The sequence below is a fragment of the Pseudomonas oligotrophica genome (assembly GCF_021726475.1).
Lineage (GTDB): Bacteria > Pseudomonadota > Gammaproteobacteria > Pseudomonadales > Pseudomonadaceae > Stutzerimonas > Stutzerimonas oligotrophica.
In genome coordinates this window covers 38,630-53,626 of the sequence record NZ_JAKJRU010000006.1, presented here as the reverse complement: position 1 = coordinate 53,626, position 14,997 = coordinate 38,630, and the positions used below count along the sequence as shown (strand labels likewise).

The following is a 14,997-nucleotide window of genomic DNA, read 5'->3' as shown; positions in this document are numbered from 1 at the left end:
TTGGCGGGACAAACAGTAGAAAGCGAGACTGAATACATGAGCCACATCCACCACGAATGCGAATTAGAACGCCACATCGTCGAGCAGCTGGAGGCTGCAGGGTGGCTGGTGGGTAAGTCCGCCGACTATGACCAGGGGCGGGCGCTGTTCCCCGAGGATGTGCTGGGTTGGCTGGAGGACAGTCAGCCCGCGGCCATGGACAAGCTCCGCGCCATGAATGGTGCTGGCACGCGCGATGTGGTGCTGGATCAGTTGGTCAAGCAGCTGGAGAACAAGGTCGATGGCGGCACGGTGAATGTGCTGCGCTACGGCTTTGCCGTGGCCGGTGGCGGCACTCTCGCCATGAGCCAGGCACTGCCCGAAGATGAGCGCAACGACACTGTCATTGCCCGCTATGCGGCCAACCGCTTGCGTGTGGTGCCGCAGCTGCGCTACTCGCTGGATAAGGCTGACGAGATCGACCTGGCCTTTTTTATCAACGGCATCCCGGTGGCTACGGTGGAGCTGAAGACCGACTTCACCCAGTCGGTGCAGGCCGCCATGCAGCAGTACCGCATGGACCGCCGGCCCGAGCGCAAGAGCGGCGGTCTGGAGCCGCTGCTGAGCTTCAAGCGCGGCGCGGTGGTGCACTTCGCCATGAGCGACAGCGACATCCGAATGACCACCAAGCTGGCGGGTGACTCGACCTTCTTCCTGCCCTTCAACCGGGGCAACGATGGCGCCGCCGGCAACCCCCCGGGCGAGAACGGTCATTATCCGGTGAGCTACTTGTGGGAGCGGGTGCTGCAGAAGGACAACTGGCTGCACATCTTCCATCGCTTCGTGCTGCAGGAGCGCAAGGAAGCCCAGGACGTCAACGGCAAGACCTATTTCAAGGAAGGTCTGATCTTCCCGCGTTTCCATCAGTGGGAAGGCGTGACCAAGATGATCGACGCGGTGCGAGTCGAAGGGGCAGGGCAACCGTACCTGATCCAGCACAGCGCCGGCTCCGGCAAGACCAATACCATTGCCTGGACGGCGCACTCGCTGATCCGCGTACGCCGCCCGGATGGTGAGCCGTACTTTCACAGCGTGATTGTGGTGACCGACCGCCAGGTGCTGGACCAGCAGCTGCAGGATGCCATCCAGCAGATCGAGCACCAGGCCGGCGTGGTTTGCGCCATCGACCGCCAGCAGTCGAGCATGCCCAAGAGTCAGCAGTTGGCCAAGGCCATGCTCGATGGCGTGCCAATCATCGTCTGTACCCTGCAGACCTTCCCCTATGCGCAGAAGGCCATCCTCGGCGAGCAGAGCCTGCGCAATCGCCGCTTCGCCATCATCATCGACGAGGCGCACAGCTCCACTGGCGGCAGTACGGCCGATGACCTGCGCTATGTGCTGACCGGGCAGAGCGAGGCGGAGTGGGAGAAGCTTTCCAAGGAGGAGCGGCTGTCTGTATGGCAGAGCTCGCGTTCGCGGCCGGGCAATGCCAGCTACCTCGCCTTCACCGCCACGCCCAAGCATTCGACGCTGAGCCTGTTCGGCCGCCCGCGCAATCCGGCGCAGCCCGTCAGCACAGACAATCCGCCGGCACCGTTTCACCTCTACACCATGCAGCAGGCCATCGATGAAGGCTTCATCCTCGATGTGCTAAAGAACTACACCAGCTACGAGGTCGCGTTCAAAATCGGCAGCGAGATGGTCGATGACAAGCGCGTGGACGAGAAGAGCGCCGGGCGCAAGCTGGCCAAGTGGCTGTCGCTCAACCCGGTGAATGTAGGGCAGAAGGTCGAGCTGGTCGTCGAGCACTTCCGCAAGAACGTGGCGCACCTGCTCGGTGGCCAGGCCAAGGCCATGGTGGTAACCAGCTCGCGTGCGGCGGCGGTGAAGTACCACCTGGCGCTGGAGGATTACTGCAAGCGCAAGGGCTACGACAACGTGCAGGCGATGGTGGCCTTCTCCGGTGAGGTGCCCAACACGGATGTGGAAGAGCCCAGTCTGCCCAAGGATCACCAGTTCAGTGAAACCAACCTGAACCCCGGCCTGCATGGCCGCGATATGCGCAAGGTGTTCGACACCCCGGATTACCGGGTGATGATCGTTGCCAACAAGTACCAGACTGGCTTCGACCAGCCCAAGCTGGTGGCCATGTACCTGGACAAGAAAATATCCGGCGTGGAGGCGGTGCAGACGCTGTCGCGCCTGAACCGCACCTTCCCCGGCAAGGACAAGACCTTCGTCATCGACTTCGCCAACAAAGCCGAAGAGATCCTGGCATCGTTCAAGACCTTCTACCGCGACGCACAGGTGGCGGACATCCAGGATCCGAACATCGTCTACGACATCAAGCAGCGTCTGGATGGCATGTTCATCTACGAGCAGGCCGAAGTGGAGGCCTTCGGCGATGCCATCGTCGATCCGAAGGTGACGCACCAGAAGCTGTTCTCGCTGACCCAGGCACCCACCGACCGCTTCAACGGAAAGCTGAAGACGCTCAACGACGCCATCGACCAGTGGGAAAAGGCCTGGGAGAAGGCCCACGACGAGGGCAACGACAAGGACATGGAGTACGCCGACGTCCAGCGCTCGGAGTACTGCAAGGCCCGCGACGAGCTGATGATCTTCAGCGAGAGCCTGACCAAGTTCGTGCGCAGCTACGAGTACATCGCCCAGCTCATCGATTTCGGCGACCCGAGCCTGGAGGCCTTCGCCAGCTATGCCCGCCTGCTGCGTAAGCGTCTCAAGAGCATTACGGCGGAGCAGGTGGATCTGAGCGACCTCAAGCTCAGTCACTACAAGTTCAAGAAGGGCAGCAACCTCAGTGGCGTTGGTGTGCAGGCGGAAACGCCTGGCCTCTACGGCATGACCGACAACGGTCTGCGCGACGCCCGTGACCGCGAGAAGAAGTACCTCACCGAGCTGATCGAGAAGCTCAACAACGCCTTCGGCAAGGACATCACCAACACCGATCAGGTGGCTTTCACCGTGCACGTTTCCGAGAAGCTACGCGCCGACAGCGTGGTGATGGCCCAGGTGCAGAACAACACCATGGAGCAGGCCATGAAGGCCGACCTCCCCTCAAAAGCCATCTCTGCCATCGCCGCCGCCATGAGCAGCCACACCAGCATGGCGACCAAGCTGCTCAGCGACGAGTCGACGCGGGATGTGTTCCTGACGGTGGTCTACGAGTTGCTGAAGAAGGATGCGGGAATGGACTTGCTGGGTGCTGCGCGAGATTGATTGAATCAACATGTTTGCCCTGCTGGCTGGGCCTGCTAAGGAAAGGCTGGCTCTTCGAGCTTAGAGATCAGCTCATCCATGACATCTGTGTCCGCAAGCCTGCTGTCACGCGCTGTGTGAATCAGTCTCTCGCGGCCTGTACTCGCCCAACCCTTAGCGTTGTCATCGATAGCTAAGTAGTACTCGGGGGATCAGCAGTCCTTCATGAATGAGGTGATGTACGGCGGGATTTCATAGTGTTACGGAGATTGCCTGCCAATCATTGCCATTTAATGGCAATGATTGGCAGGTTATGGCGCAATCGTGGATCTTCAGGAAGTAATTAGATGGCAATCATTGGCAATGATTGCCATCAATTCGGCTGCCAGCAGCTGTCTTGCTCGCGCCTGAGCGCGGCTCTTCGCTTACCAGGGATGCTCTGTCGATAAATGTCTTCGAGGCTTGCCGAATTGCCGTGTTTAGGCGGCATAAATGCCGCTGTATCACAGGCTGAACGCTGTTGGTGTATCACAGGCTGAACGCTGTTGGTGTATCACACGTTGCACGCGGTCCCTGTATCACACGCTGCACGCTCAAAAATCAGTGCGAGACTATTACGGGTCGACAAATAGGGTGATACACCGAGGCCTAAAAATGGCCGCTCAGCGTAGTAATGAGATCGGGTTTACGTGTCGATCCCGGCTGTAGAGTTGTGTTGCCGGCAGTGAGGCGAAATCCGCGCATCCATCGACCCAATGCCCGGCCACACGGACTACAAAACGAACCCCTCGGCCAGCTGTGTCAGCAGTTCCTCGACGAGCCAGGCACCTGCCGTAGATGTCAGCATCTGCATTGGTGAGTTGCCGGAGAACCTGTCTTGGGGCTTCGAGAGCCAGCGCTGCGCCTTATCACGAGAGCCAAAAAGGATCTCGGCCACCACGATGGTATGCACTACGCGAAAGAGCCTGTCGCTCTCATCTGCAGACAGTCGATTATCTGTTGAGGCGTCCGGAGCGATAATTCTGTCTGTTGGGCGTTGCTTTTTCCCAAGGGCTGGCGTGATTTGCTCGCACGCATGGGCATCGATTTCACCGTTCCTGATCAGCGTAGCCAAGTGAGCTACAGGGATGCCTTTGATGATGTGCGAATGCACGTCTACATCAGTTGCGTGCTCGGGTAGGCCTAGCAGCCTCGCCCTGCGTTGGCGGTAATCATCCGCATGGATCCCTACAAACATAGAGCACCTCAGATGGCAGAAATCACGCGTCCTACGTAAGCCAGCTCGTTGCGCTGGATATTAAGAGGCTCGTGCAAATCGGGCAGTAGCGGGTGCAGTAGCTGCTGAGACTCACCCACATGCTCGACCCTGCCTACATAGGCTGTGCCAGCCTTGTGGCTAAGGTAGCAATGGATCTGATCCCGCCGCTCGTAGAAGTCGTCGACGTTCATCGCGTACACATCGGTGCTGATCAAGAACAGCATCGCCGTGTGATGTACTCGATAACCAGGCCTCAGCCAGAATCCGCGCTTGCGTACGACCTTGCCAGGCGGCACCTCCAGATATTCCGCGCAGCTCGGGAAGGCCCCTTGATCCAGATAGGGCCCAATCTGTGTCGCCATCAGCACAGGGCATCCGCTATAGGTGCGCTCTCGGTTTCGCATGAGTCCCTCACTATCGGAGTTTTCGGTGAAAGGCTAAAGCGTTGCTATTCGCTCACAGCTAGGTGTTTTGGTCGCCCCCCAAACCCCCGTGAACAGTCTTATCACTGGGGACGAGAGACGTTGCTTTCATCCAGGCAATCACGCCACCGATGATGAGGCTGGCGATTGCCGCCAAAGGAAAAGGAATCATCCTGGTGAGCAGAACGAGGGCGAGCGCGCCGGCAGTGCCGCCCCCGGCAATTGCCCCAAGCAAAGGGGTTCTGCGAAACGCAGCGATGAGGCAACAAATGCAGTCAACCAAGAGCAGCAGCGCGCCAAGATAGAGCACCTCCAGTTCGGTTTCGATCACGCTTTGCTGGCCTGTTGGCGATACTTGTAGAGGGTGCTTCGGCTGATCTTCAGCGCCTTGCATATCTCGTCGGGCGTACGATTCTGATCACCTGCCAGGGCTTGTATCGCAGCAATCGTTTCTGGCGGCACACCAGGCCGCCCGCCTTGCCGCCCCCTGGCACGTGCCGCTTCGAGGCCGGCAAATGTGCGTTCTCGAATCAGGTTTCTCTCGAACTCCGCCATCGCAGCGAAAACATGGAAAACCAGGCGGCCGGCAGCGCTGGTGGTGTCGATCTGTTCCTTCAGGCTTTCAAGGCCCACGCCAGCGGATTCGAGGTTGGCAGTGAGGCGCAGCAACTCGGACATCGAGCGGCCGAGGCGGTCAAGCCGCCAGACAACCAGAACATCGCCAGGTCTTGCAAATGCCAGCGCTTCATCAAGACCGGGGCGCGATGCTTTGGCACCACTCATCTTGTCGCTGAAGATCCGCTCGCAACCGGCAGCGGTCAGCGCGTCATGCTGAAGATCGAGCTGCTGATCATCCCGTGATACTCGCGCGTACCCAATCTTCATTGTCCGAATTCTCGTCAGCATAGAAGGTTTACGTATTTTGATTTAAAGACGAGTTTAAATCAATCGTAAGTGCTGACTATTGGGCGCCGAGAGTGTCGCTTTCAGAAGGCGAATGCACAGTAGTTCAGGAGTGGAATTCACGGGACCAGATAAGAGTGCCCGGATGGGGCGGTGATGCGCTGGACGCTCCCTCTGCAGGTGACAGTTACCGATCGAAAGCTATCGAAACCGGCCAAAAGAGGACAGCCAACAACGTTCGCATTGAGGCGACATCCGACGACCGACGCTAGGAGTGGTTTGACGAATTGTGAATCAAGTGACGCTGGAATCAGCGCAAGACATCCGACAAAGCTCCATCACGCGCTTGGGAACTGCAACGAGAACTGGCTACCGCCCGCAGGGCTCTGCTTATGCAATACCGTCCAGCCTAGGTGATTGACAACCCGTTTGACGATGGACAGCCCAAGCCCCGAGCCATTCGAGGCATCCCCGCCTGAATGAACAAAGCGGTTGAAAAGACGTGCCTTCACCGCTTCGGGCAGACCGGGGCCGTTGTCCTCGATGCTGATCGCGTTAGCGTCCAGACGAACCGTGATGACCCCTTGCTCGGTATGCAAGCAGGCGTTGCGCAACAGATTGCCGACAGCAATGGCCACCAGGTCCGGGATGGCCGGAACGGTTATCTCTTCTGGCGCGACCACCTCAATGGTCATGGGCTTGTCTCGCAGCAACGGCTGGCAACGCTCCACCTCATGCTCAATCAGCTGCCGCAGGGGTACTGGAATGAGACTCCCGCGCTCAGGAGCCCTTGCCAGTTGCAGCAACGCAGCTACCTGCTGCGCAGTATCAGATGCATTGCGCCGTATGCGCTCGGTCATGAGCAACAGTTCCGGTTGATCCTTCAGGCGCCTGGCTAGTACTTCGGCGGCGCCAAGCATGATCGTCAGGGGGGTGCGCAGCTCATGACTGACATCAGCGGTGAACCAGCGCTCTCGTTGTAGGGCCAGGCTCAACTGGTTGGTACGGTCCTCGATGGCACGTGCCAGCACCCCAATTTCGTCTCGCGCGTCGAGCCCGGGAAGGGTCCCCTCATCTTGTCTAGCCTCCACCGCGCTAGCCAGATTGGTCAGGGGCAGAATCACACGACTCGCGCTCGCACGACCGATCAGAAGTGCCAAGGCAATGCCGCCGATAAAGGCGACACTCAAGGCGAGATAGGTCAAAGACTCGATGGCTTCGAAGTCGCTCTGGTCATCGATTACCGCGTAGTGTTGACCGTCCGCTTCACGGATAAGCACATGCAATGCGCGGCCGTTCAAGCGCAGCTCATGAGCCCCAGGACCAAGCTTTTGGAGAGCGGGTGGCAGTTGCGTGCCGGCGAGAAAGCCAAGGTCTGTTGGCTGCTGAGTGGACTGATATGCGCCCGCTTCCCAGGTATCGGCAGCGTGTGCCAGGCGCTGTTCGATCAGGTGGTTTTCAATCTCTGCGATCACAAAGAACGCAGAGCTGGCGAATACGCTGCCAATGATGAAGGCCAACAGCACGTAGGCCGCCACCATGCGTCCACGTAGTGAGTTACTGGTGCGCATTGGCATCTGCCAGGCGATAGCCAATGCCAGCCACGGTGATGAGCATCGGCGGTAAGGATGGAAACGATTTGTCGACCGCTTGCCGCAATGCATGAATATGGGTGCGTAATGCATCGCTGAGCGGCGGTTCATCCTGCCAAAGCTCATGCTCCAGCTCTTCCCGCGTCACCAGGCGAGGTGCCGTCCGCAACAGCGCCGCGAGCAGCTTGTACCCGCTGGGCGTCAGTTCAAGTCGCTGGCCATTGCGGGTTGCCTCGAACGTTCCAGGGTCGAATGCCAATTCCCCATAGCGCAACACCTGATCCGGGAACTGGACCCCCGCCCGTCTAAAGAGCGCCTCCAGTCTTGCCTCCAATTCGATCAATGAGAAGGGCTTGACCAGGTAATCATCGGCACCGGCACGCAGGCCGGTGACCTTGTCGTTGATCGTGTCGCGAGCGGTCAGCATCAGAATCGGTGTATCGCATTGATGCTCTTCCCGAAGGCGCCGGCATAACTCCAGGCCGTCCAGTCCTGGGAGCATGCCATCCAGCACGATGACGTCGAAACGCTGCGAAATCGCTTGAGCCAGCCCTGCATGGCCGCTGCGCGCGTTGTCGAGCTGATGCCCCAGCGGTTCGAAGTACTCGTACAGGTTGGCAACGATATCCGGGTTGTCTTCGATGATCAGAATACGCACGTCCTGGTTTCCTCTGCGATTCATGCCGGGAACGCGCTGCGCTATCCCGGCACGATTCAGCTTTGACTGCCTGTGAGCCTGATGGGCGTCATTCGCTCCCATCGCACTTGGGCTCAGTGGTGAAGGTACGGGAAACATCCACTGCCCCCAGGTGCTCCAGCGTGCGACGGCCGATCAGCACCGGATAGAGCATCTTGCCGCGATTTTTCAGGGAGAACTCTTCGTTGTAGACCTGATCACCGATGCACATCTTCAGCTTCACCACCGGGCGTCGCTCGGCTCCACCCGCGCCCCGGACCTTGACACTCCGCTCCACTCGGCGCTCGAAGGGAATGCTCACCATTTTGCCGGTGTCGCTGTCCTTCACCTCGACATTGAAGCGTACCCATTTCTCGCCGTCCTTCTCGAAATGCTCCAGATCCTTGGCATCCATGGAGGAAGTCAGCGCGCCGGTGTCCAACTTGATCTTCACCGACACCTTTTCGGGCAGGAGAATGCCCTCTTCCACCCAGCCGAATACCTTCGCCGGGTTCTGGGCAGCCGAGAATGCGGCGGGTGTCATCATCAAAGTCGCGAGCGTTACCAGCAGACGTACGGTTGTGCGGGTCATAACAGACTCCATCAGTGAGAATGGTCCCCACCCTGAACGGCGCTACGTCAAGATCGCGTTAAGAGGCAGCAGCGCTGATGCGCGGGCAAGCCCTGGGGGTGTTAACGCGTTCTTCACGCCACGCCACGCACAGTAATTCCATGTCCCCCCCAGAGGAACGGCTTCTACTGCTGTTCGATGGCGGGCGGGCTTCTCCAGCAGCTGAACCAACCAAGACGGCTGCACCACTTTGCATGGTCCTGCCCCGGAGTACCGCTCGATGATCAGCACAGCCAACCGTCCCTTCTCACTCGGTGGCCTGTCGGCGTTGAGTTGCACCACAAAGCTATGGCTGATGGTGGCCTTGTTAGGTACCGGTACTGCGCTGGCGATTTCTGAGCACGAACACTGGGATGAGCGACTGGTATTCAATATGACAAACAGCCTGAACGCCGCAGCTGCGTCAGGAAAGAACATCTCGCTACCTGACTACAGAGTCTACATCGACGCCAAACCGGTCAAGGGCATCGAGCAGAACCTGTCTTCCGTGGTGTACGACTACGACCAGGATCGCTTGCTCGCGGTGATAAATGGTGGCCCCACGGAACTCATCGCCCTCAGCAAGTCAGGCGATGTGATCGGGCGGTATCCGCTGGAGGGGTTCGGGGACATCGAGGGCGTGGCCTATATGGGCGGCGGCCTAGTGGTGGTCAGCGATGAGCGCTCGCAGCAACTGAACTTCTTTCAGCTGCCGGCAACGCCGCGGAGTATCTCGCTCGACGAAGCGCAGTCGCTGTCCCTGGGCATCAACCTGAACGGCAACAAAGGCTTTGAAGGGGTGACTTACGATGCCGAAAAAGACCGCCTGTATGTGGTGAAGGAGAAGAACCCGCGACAGCTCTATGAAATCTCAGGAGTCGGCTCCAGCCTGGGCCACCGCATGCACATACATATCCGCGACCGGACCGACTGGATTGGCGAAAACGTCTTTGCTACCGACCTGTCTGATATCTTTTTCGATCCCCAAACCCGGCACCTGGTGATCCTCAGTGATGAGTCGAAGCTGCTCTTTGAGATGACCGAGGACGGCAAGCTTGTCAGCACCCGAAATCTGGTTGGCTGGCTGACTGAGCTGAAGCGAACTGCTCCGCAACCGGAGGGCGTCACCCTGGACAAGGATGGCAATCTCTATGTCGTCAGCGAGCCCAATCTGTTCTACGCATTTCGCAAGAACGAAGGTGCTAGCCCCGAACCGAACCGTACCAAGGACTCCCAATGAAAGGCCAGCCATCGTCATTGCTCACCCGCCTCAAACAGTGGGCCCGGACGATAAAGCGAGACGTGCTTGCTCTGTGGCTGTCGGCTCGCGACCCGCGCACTCCCTGGTACGCTAAGGTGTTGGCCCTGGTTGTCGCTGCATATGCGCTGTCGCCCATTGATCTAATCCCGGACTTCATACCCGTCCTCGGCTATCTGGACGATCTGCTGATCGTTCCCCTGGGCATCTGGCTGGTGGTTCGATTGATCCCGATGGAGTTGATGGCAGAACACCGTGCAACCGCCGCCCAGGCGACTTCACGCCCAGTGAGCCGAACAGCGGCGGGCATAGTCGTGATGATCTGGTTGGTGGCTGCGTTCTGGTTCCTGGCCTGGATGACTCGGTAACACGTCAGTTGGGACGTGGCCCATCAGGTCAGCGATAGGCGCCCGCTTTTGGTCGTTCTGAGCCACTCGTCCTCTGGCCAAGATTATGTTTGCGACAGCAACTTCGCCCCATCCGGGCGCAATTCCCCCTTGGGTGAAATGTGCCTATATAGGGTCTGCCGCGTAATGCCGAGTTCCTGGCATAGATCACCGACCTTCGTTTCCGGCTGCCCCATCGCTGCCATCGCCAGCCGCAACTTGGCGGCGGTCATCTTGAACGGTCGCCCGCCCTTTCTGCCGCGCGCCCGCGCCGAGGCCAGCCCAGCTATGGTGCGCTCGGCGATCAGCTCGCGCTCGAACTCGGCCAGGGCCGCGAAGATGCCGAAGACCAGCTTGCCAGCGGCGGTCGTGGTATCGATGGCCGCGCCGTGGCCGGTCAGTACCTTGAGGCCTATACCGCGCCCGGTCAGTTCATGGACGGTATTGATCAGGTGACGCAGGTCTCGCCCGAGCCGGTCCAACTTCCACACGACCAACGTGTCGCCAGGCCGCAGTGCCTTCAGACAGCTCACTAAACCGGGCCGGTCTTCCCGCTTGCCCGATGCCTGGTCCTCGTAGAGATGCGCTGGATCGACGCCAGCCGCAGTCAGCGCATCATGCTGTAAGTCGGTGGCCTGGGAGCCGTCCGCCTTCGATACCCGCATGTAGCCAATCAGCATGTCGCACCTGTCACATATACGTTCGATTATGTGACATCTTGCGTCAGAATGGCTCAATCGTCAAAACTTGTCACTTAACCCGTCATTCTGTCTAAGACATGCAAAGGGTCAGTCATGCTCATAATGTGACAGAAATTCCGGTGGGATGCCTTCCTTCGCGAAGGTGGCGCGCAACTGCTCCAGGGAAGCGGGGTCGCGCCGACCATAGGAAGCCAACGCGAACAGCGAGCGTGCCGTCTCGGGGCTGTGCCGCGCTTCAATGATGGCCTCGTCGATGGCCTGGACTGCACGCTGCCAGTGATTGATGGGTTCGGGCTTCGGCGCTTTCGTCGGCAGGCCACTGGTGAACCCGGTTTGGGGCTCGCACCAGAATAGTGTTGCCTGCTCGCCTGGCGGGCTTATATCCCCCACCTCAATCAAGCTGATTGCCGTTGCCGCCGCCTCCAGCATCTGCAACCGTACTGCCGGGTTCAGGGTTTCATACGGTCGCCACAGACTTTGCCCAGCACGCAGCGGATGCCCGCAGCCTTCCCAGACTTGGCGGATATCCCCCGCGCAGGTTCCGCACGCCGAAAGCGGGGTGTTCAGCTCATCGAGCAGCGTGCGTAGCAGCCGAAACCACAATCCGGCGTGGATGCGTCGGCGCGGCAGTTCCACGTGACCGGTCGTCAGTGCCTGCCAGGTGCGCTGGTCCATCGCCGCAATCGCGTCGCTGGCGGTGCGCGGTTCGGCGTCGGCGTTCTCCCAGCCGAGAAACCGCCCTGGCACACCCCAATAGGATTCCAGCCAGCAGCCATGCAGCGGGCAGCTCAGCATCAGGGGCAGCTTCCACGCGAGCAGTACGGATTGGTTATCCGGATCGTTCAGGCAGAGCGGACAGGCGCGGTGTATCGGCTGGCTGGGCAGCCAGGCACGCCAGCTCGTGATGGATCGCGTCTTACGGCGGAGTCTTGGCAGCAGCACCGAGAGCTGGAACGCATAGGTTTCCAATGCGTCTGGAATCTGATCATCAAGGCTGTCCAGTAGCCAAGGCACCCAGCCGGCGAAACTCATGCAACTCAGCCGGTCCGGCTCGATGCCGCTCCGCTGGGAGAGCATCGCCAGCAGCGACAGTGGTGGCGCGGTGTCCAGGTCATCGACCTGACCGTGGCCAAGATCGTGCTCCACCAGCTCGGACAGTTCCATGTGATAGCAAAGGGCTACGCGGTTGAGCCACGAAGACAGGGCTTCGCCTTCCCTGGGAGCCGGATGCAATGGCCAGCGCAGCGTTGGCTTCACATTAGTTCCCGCTCGAATTGCCGACGCCGCTCGCTGGGGCCGGAGTAATCGGCCATGCTGAGCGTGCGGTGGTTGATCGCTTCCTCACCGCTCTCCACGGCGACGACGGCCGCCGCCATCAACAGGTGCGCCAACTCGCCGATGGTGCCCTCGCTGCGCGTGAGCAGGTAGCGAGCCATATCCAGCGTGGCAATCGACGAGGGTCGCCGCAGAGGGAGCGAAGCCGCGAAGCTGGCCAGCAGTGAGCAGCAATCGTCGTTGGCCTCCCACACCGGCAGCATCATCGGCTCGAACCGGTTCTCCAACTGGTCATCTGAGCGGATGGCTAGGTAGGCGTCGCGCGTGCCGACCCCGACCAGCGGGATGCGCAGTTCGTTGCCGAGGAAGCGCAGCAGGTTGAGGAATTCCCGGCGGTTGACGCTGTTGCCGGCCAGCACGTTGTGCAGCTCGTCGACCACCAGCATGCGCACGCCGACCTTGCGCAGCAGTGCCAGCGCCAGTTGCTCCATTTCCGGCAGCCGAGGGCGCGGTCGCAATGGTGCCCCCATCGCCGCGAGCAGCGCGACGTAGAAGCGGATCACCGACGGCTCGGACGGCATCTGCACGACCAATACGGGGATGTGCTCCTGATCCTCGTCGGAGCTGGCCGGGTGGGTACGGCGAAACTTCTCGATGATCATCGACTTGCCGTTGTTGGTTGGCCCGACCAACAGTAGGTTGGGCATGCGTTGTTTGTTCGGCCACGCATGCAGGGCTTCCAGTCGGTTCAGCGCCTCGACTGCGCGCGGATAGCCGATCCAACGGTCGGCGCGAAGGCGATGGATGCGTTCGTCCGCCGGGAGACGGGCCATGCCCTGGGCCGTCGGCAGCAGGTGGGACAGGTCGATGATGGGATATTCGTCCACGGCTACCACTCCTCAATCTGGTCGAACGGTTTGGCCGGTGGCTGCTTGTCTGCCTGCGGGTCAGCCATCTCTGCGTCCGGCGGTGGCATCGCTTTGACCGGCGGTGCCGTTGCCTTGAAGTGCTGGCGTCGATCCGCGTCGCGCCGCGCCTTGCGCGTAGCTTTCTGCGCGGTGGTCACGATTTCGCGCATCTGGCCGATCATGCGGAACAGCGCCGACTCATCCACCTGTTCGCGCCCTTGCTGCCGTAATTTCGCCAGCGCCTGCCGTTGTTCCCAGAGGGTGACAGCCGGGTGCGACAAGGTACGGTAGGGAATTCCCAGGTAGTGCTGACCATCCGGCTCCAGCACCCAAATGCGGCTGATGTCGCGCGGGTCGCGCCGGATCAGGAACGCAGGCAAGCGGTCGCGCCGAGCCATCCACGGCTTGAGCGCATCGGCGTAGTAGTGGATGTGGTCGATGACGAAGCCGGTGCGGGTCAGCGTGCGGCGGATGATGGGCAGAAAATCGACCAGAAAAGCCGTGGGGCGGGTGATGACGGTTGGCACGCCGGTTCGTGCGATAGCTTCGTCCCAGCGCGCGGCCGGCGGTTGGAGCAAGCCGTTGTGCACGGAGCCGTGATAAGTGCCCACCGCCAATGCGAGCCAGCGCTCCAGCTCTCGCAGTGTCAGGGCGGACATCTTCTCGGAGGCGTATTCCCCGCGCTGGTCGGGGTTGGAGAAGGTCGTCCCTGGCAATTCGTCGTGGATCATTTGCATCGCCGTGCCGATGATTCGTTCCACGATGCCGCCGTAGTGCGGCTGCCCGAGCGGACGATAGTCCAACCGAATGCCATGCTGTTCGCAGCCACGGCGCAGGGCCTCGCTCTTGAACTCGGCGGCATTGTCCAAGTAAAGCAGCCTGGGCTTGCCGCTCATCGGCCAGTTCATCTCTACATCCAACCCCTCCAACCAAGGGCGCTTGTCGCAGCCGGCATGCGAAAGACACAGGCCGACCGAGACGGCGGACGGTGCTTCCAAGGTGACCACCATGCCAACCACGCAGCGGGTGAACACGTCGATGGCGAGGGTCAGGTGCGGACGGCCAATCGGTTGCCGGTCGCGTACGTCCACCACGATCAGGTCGATAAATGTGTGGTCGATCTGTACCTGCTCCAGCGGCGCGGAGACTGGCGGCGGAACGCCGCCGGCACTTTGCAGGGTGCGGGACGCATCTTGACCTTCCCGAAGGCGAGTGCTCTTTAGCGGGTCGAGACCGGCGATCCGCGAGGCCACGGTATTGCGTGCAGGCACCCGCAGCTTTTGCAGCTTGCACGCCCGCGCAACTTCGCGGTGGAACGCCGCCAGGCTGCGCTTCTGCTTGGTCAGGAAGCTCTTTTGCAGTAGCTCGCGAATGATGCGTTCGACCGATTCCGGCAAGCGGCCCTTACCTTTGCCGCCGCTCGACTGCCCAAGAGCTAGGTCAGTGACCAGCCCCGAGCCTTGCCGGGCACGGCGGATCAGGACGTAGACCTGCCGCCGGGACAGACCAAGTGCTTGGGCTGCCGCGTCGGCCGCTTCATGCCCTACCGTCTCCGACTGTGCCAGCGGCCCGATGATCTCCGCGCGACGGCGCGCACGCTCCCATGCCTGATCTGGCAGGGTGGCTACGCCATGCTCGGCAATCGGTGCGGTATCGGTCGCCATGCTCACCTCGCTTTGGTGCACACGAGTATTGGGCATAGACGAGTTTCGTGCAGAGGTGTCCTGATATCGGGCTGTCAGGAGCCGTATGCATAACAGGCTTCAAACCGCGCTGATTGGTGCAGTCGTCTTCTGAAAGTGACAAGACG

General features: G+C 60.4%; 14 protein-coding genes. 3 read left to right on the top strand and 11 right to left on the bottom strand.

Annotated features, from left to right (window positions below; translation table 11 throughout):
• The first annotated feature begins 36 nt into the window (after nucleotides 1–36).
• On the top strand, nucleotides 37–3,219 hold the full coding sequence (locus tag L3N39_RS13420) for a type I restriction endonuclease subunit R (RefSeq protein WP_237257922.1): 3,183 nt from the start codon (nucleotides 37–39) through the stop codon (nucleotides 3,217–3,219).
• Nucleotides 3,220–3,970: 751 nt separating this feature from the next.
• Here L3N39_RS13420 and L3N39_RS13415 read toward each other — a convergent pair.
• The 7 genes from L3N39_RS13415 to L3N39_RS13385 all read right to left on the bottom strand — a co-directional run bounded on the left by L3N39_RS13415 (nucleotide 3,971) and on the right by L3N39_RS13385 (nucleotide 8,641).
• On the bottom strand, nucleotides 3,971–4,351 hold the full coding sequence (locus tag L3N39_RS13415) for an antitoxin Xre/MbcA/ParS toxin-binding domain-containing protein (protein ID WP_237257921.1): 381 nt from the start codon (nucleotides 4,349–4,351) through the stop codon (nucleotides 3,971–3,973).
• 92 nt (nucleotides 4,352–4,443) lie between these two features.
• On the bottom strand, nucleotides 4,444–4,818 hold the full coding sequence (locus tag L3N39_RS13410) for a hypothetical protein (protein WP_237257919.1): 375 nt from the start codon (nucleotides 4,816–4,818) through the stop codon (nucleotides 4,444–4,446).
• A 100-nt stretch (nucleotides 4,819–4,918) separates the two neighbouring features.
• A complete protein-coding gene (locus tag L3N39_RS13405) occupies nucleotides 4,919–5,209 on the bottom strand; it encodes a hypothetical protein (protein ID WP_212739530.1) in 291 nt (96 codons plus the stop codon).
• On the bottom strand, nucleotides 5,206–5,763 hold the full coding sequence (locus L3N39_RS13400) for a recombinase family protein (RefSeq protein WP_212739529.1): 558 nt from the start codon (nucleotides 5,761–5,763) through the stop codon (nucleotides 5,206–5,208). Before L3N39_RS13400 ends, L3N39_RS13405 begins: the two co-directional genes overlap by 4 nt.
• A gap of 356 nt (nucleotides 5,764–6,119) precedes the next feature.
• Nucleotides 6,120–7,376 carry a sensor histidine kinase gene (locus L3N39_RS13395; RefSeq protein WP_237257918.1) on the bottom strand — a complete coding sequence of 419 codons (1,257 nt, stop codon included), beginning with the start codon at nucleotides 7,374–7,376 and terminating at the stop codon, nucleotides 6,120–6,122.
• Nucleotides 7,339–8,031: a response regulator transcription factor gene (locus L3N39_RS13390; RefSeq protein ID WP_237257916.1), complete on the bottom strand. Its 693-nt coding sequence runs from the start codon at nucleotides 8,029–8,031 to the stop codon at nucleotides 7,339–7,341. Before L3N39_RS13390 ends, L3N39_RS13395 begins: the two co-directional genes overlap by 38 nt.
• Nucleotides 8,032–8,119: 88 nt before the next feature.
• Nucleotides 8,120–8,641 carry a retropepsin-like aspartic peptidase RloA3 gene (locus L3N39_RS13385; protein WP_431978029.1) on the bottom strand — a complete coding sequence of 174 codons (522 nt, stop codon included), beginning with the start codon at nucleotides 8,639–8,641 and terminating at the stop codon, nucleotides 8,120–8,122.
• 259 nt (nucleotides 8,642–8,900) lie between these two features.
• Between L3N39_RS13385 and L3N39_RS13380 the strand changes: the two genes are divergently transcribed.
• Nucleotides 8,901–9,899: an SdiA-regulated domain-containing protein gene (locus L3N39_RS13380; protein WP_237257914.1), complete on the top strand. Its 999-nt coding sequence runs from the start codon at nucleotides 8,901–8,903 to the stop codon at nucleotides 9,897–9,899.
• Nucleotides 9,896–10,285 carry a YkvA family protein gene (locus L3N39_RS13375; protein WP_237257913.1) on the top strand — a complete coding sequence of 130 codons (390 nt, stop codon included), beginning with the start codon at nucleotides 9,896–9,898 and terminating at the stop codon, nucleotides 10,283–10,285. Before L3N39_RS13380 ends, L3N39_RS13375 begins: the two co-directional genes overlap by 4 nt.
• An 83-nt stretch (nucleotides 10,286–10,368) precedes the next feature.
• On the opposite strand, the gene L3N39_RS13370 is transcribed toward L3N39_RS13375, so the two are convergent.
• The 4 genes from L3N39_RS13370 to L3N39_RS13355 form a co-directional block, all read right to left on the bottom strand.
• Nucleotides 10,369–10,983: a recombinase family protein gene (locus tag L3N39_RS13370; protein WP_237257911.1), complete on the bottom strand. Its 615-nt coding sequence runs from the start codon at nucleotides 10,981–10,983 to the stop codon at nucleotides 10,369–10,371.
• A 108-nt stretch (nucleotides 10,984–11,091) separates the two neighbouring features.
• Nucleotides 11,092–12,261: a TniQ family protein gene (locus tag L3N39_RS13365; RefSeq protein ID WP_237257910.1), complete on the bottom strand. Its 1,170-nt coding sequence runs from the start codon at nucleotides 12,259–12,261 to the stop codon at nucleotides 11,092–11,094.
• Nucleotides 12,258–13,175 carry a TniB family NTP-binding protein gene (locus L3N39_RS13360; RefSeq protein WP_431978028.1) on the bottom strand — a complete coding sequence of 306 codons (918 nt, stop codon included), beginning with the start codon at nucleotides 13,173–13,175 and terminating at the stop codon, nucleotides 12,258–12,260. Before L3N39_RS13360 ends, L3N39_RS13365 begins: the two co-directional genes overlap by 4 nt.
• Entirely contained in the window at nucleotides 13,169–14,851 is a 1,683-nt protein-coding gene (locus tag L3N39_RS13355; RefSeq protein ID WP_237257909.1) for a transposase family protein, read from the bottom strand. Before L3N39_RS13355 ends, L3N39_RS13360 begins: the two co-directional genes overlap by 7 nt.
• Between the last annotated feature and the right edge of the window lie 146 nt (nucleotides 14,852–14,997).